Annotated in this window: 3 protein-coding genes; 1 reads left to right on the forward strand and 2 read right to left on the reverse strand. The window is 58.6% G+C overall.

Features of this window, described 5'->3' with window-relative positions; genetic code table 11:
- The coding region (locus WBP53_RS16005) for a class II aldolase/adducin family protein (protein WP_423930716.1) at positions 1 to 252 on the reverse strand (252 nt) is incomplete at its 3' end.
- A 130-nt stretch (positions 253 to 382) separates the two neighbouring features.
- Here WBP53_RS16005 and WBP53_RS16010 point away from each other — a divergent pair.
- Positions 383 to 601, forward strand: coding sequence for a LapA family protein (locus tag WBP53_RS16010; RefSeq protein ID WP_423930718.1), 219 nt, complete (start codon positions 383 to 385; stop codon positions 599 to 601).
- A gap of 54 nt (positions 602 to 655) precedes the next feature.
- Here the strand turns inward: WBP53_RS16010 and WBP53_RS16015 are convergent.
- A partial coding sequence (locus WBP53_RS16015; RefSeq protein WP_423930720.1) for a GNAT family N-acetyltransferase occupies positions 656 to 2,193 on the reverse strand: 1,538 nt, incomplete at its 5' end.

The following is a 2,193-nucleotide window of genomic DNA, read 5'->3' on the forward strand; positions in this document are numbered from 1 at the left end:
GTGCAAGGCAGTCTCGGCGGAAGGACGGGCCGAGGTTGCGACGGGCTTGTTGTCGAAATCGACGACCATGATGTCGTCTTGGCCGAGCTTCCCCTTGTCGCGCCCGGAGACGGTCACGGCCGCCAACTGGTCGCCAAGTCGCATGGAAAAGTTGCTGCTGGTCGCTGGCGTCCAGCCCAGCCGGGACAGTTCACGACCGGCTTCGACGATGGACTTTGCCCTGGCTGCAAACTGGGCGCGATCGTAAGGCAAGGTACTGATGGAGAGTCTCCGTAGTGGTGGGTCCCGGGGGACCAACTATACGACAGGCACGCCAGCATTTCGGTGCGCCAGGGGCTATCGGCGCTACACTGGCACACCAGCTCAAACGTGGGGTGAACACATGAGTGGCACAGTCAAATCAAGAACCGGAAGGCTGGCAACGATTGCAGTTGTCGCCGTGCTGGTTCTGTTGGTGATCTGGCAGAACAGTGAAGTCACAACCCTCAGCATTCTTGTCTTCAGCGCGAATTTGCCGCTGATGGTCTGGCTGGGTTGTTTCCTGGTGATCGGCTTCCTGCTTGGTGTGGCCCTGATGTGGTCATACAGACGGCGTCAGTAGGTACCGCACGACTGAAGACTGGGGCGGCGAGCGGCCTCTGTTCCACTTGACGGATCAGGTTTCGTTGTCGCCGCGCTCGCCCAGCCAGCGCAGTTCGTAGAGCGAGGGCAGTCGATCCTTCAACGTGGTCACGGCACCATGCTCGTGCAGGGTGCGCAGCAGATCGAGATTGACCTCTGCAACCAGCAAGGCCTCCGAGTTGGGTGCGGCTTCTGCGATGATCGAATCGCCGGGGAACGAAAAGTCTGACGGCGTGAAGACTGCTGATTGCGCATAGTGGGTGTCAGAGGCCTGTACTTTGGGCAAATTGCCTACCGCGCCAGCGATGGCAACGTAGCACTCGTTCTCTACAGCCCTGGCCCGCGTGCACAGGCGGACACGCATATAGCCGTTTTTCATTTCGGTCAGGAATGGAACAAACAGGATTTGCATGCCCTGATCCGCCAGCAGTCGCGGCAACTCGGGGAACTCGCTGTCGTAGCAGATCAGGATGCCGATCTTGCCGCAGTCGGTATCAAACGCTTCCAGTTTGGTTCCGCCCTTCATGCCCCACCAGCGTCGCTCACCAGGCGTGATGTGGATCTTGCGCTGCTCGGCGCGCGTGCCATCGCGACGTAGTAGATAGGCCACGTTGTAGAGACTGCCGTGTTCGAGGAAGGGCAGGCTGCCGGCAATGATGTTGATGTTGTAGTTGACTGCCAGCTGACTCAGGCTGTCGCAGATCTCAGGGGTGAATTCGGCCAGCCTGCGAATCGCTTCCGACGGGCTTACATCACCGAACTGCGCCATCAACGGCATATGGAAGAGTTCGGGAAACAGCACGAAGTCGGCACGCACAGCACCCATTGCGTCGACAAAGAACTCCGCCTGTTGCAACAGCGATTTCAGCGAGTCTATCGGCCGCATCTGCCATTGCACGAGGCCGATCCTGACGAGGCTGTGCTGGCGCTTGAGGAGGTTCGGATTTTCCTGATAGTAGATATTGTTCCATTCGATCAGGGTTGCGAACGCCTTCGATTCCGCATCGAAGCCGAGGTAGTTCTTGAGGATCTTGCGCACGTGGAAGCCGTTCGCGATCTGGAAGCTCAGGACCGGATCGTAGAGCTCCTTAAGCGCGACCTTGGCGATGTATTCCTTTGCGGAGAAACTTCCTGACTGAAGTGCATAGCCGGGGATTCGACCGCCGGCAAGGATCGCGCGAAGATTCAGGTTCTCGCACAAGGCCTTGCGGGCTTCGTAGAGCCTTCGCGCAAGGCGCATGTTGCGGAATGCCGGGTCGACCATGATCTCGAGGCCATAGAGCACGTCGCCCTGTGGGTCGTAGGTCGAGAACGTGTATTTGTCGGTGATGTCTTCATAGGTGTGGGCGTCACCGAACTTGCTGTAGTCGATGATCAGGCTAAGCGCGAATCCGACCGGTCGGTCATTTACTGTCACGCAAAGTTGACCCTTGGGGAACAGGTCGAGCAACTTGGCGATGTGCTGGCGTCCCCAAGGCAGACCGCCGATACCGGCATAGGCGGCCCGGGTCACTTCGACCATGGACTCGTAGTCCTCGATGCGAAGGTTCCGCACTTCGATGAATTCTTCGC

Origin of the sequence: Dokdonella sp. (genome assembly GCF_049593775.1) — a bacterium.
In the GTDB taxonomy this organism is placed as follows: domain Bacteria; phylum Pseudomonadota; class Gammaproteobacteria; order Xanthomonadales; family Rhodanobacteraceae; genus Dokdonella.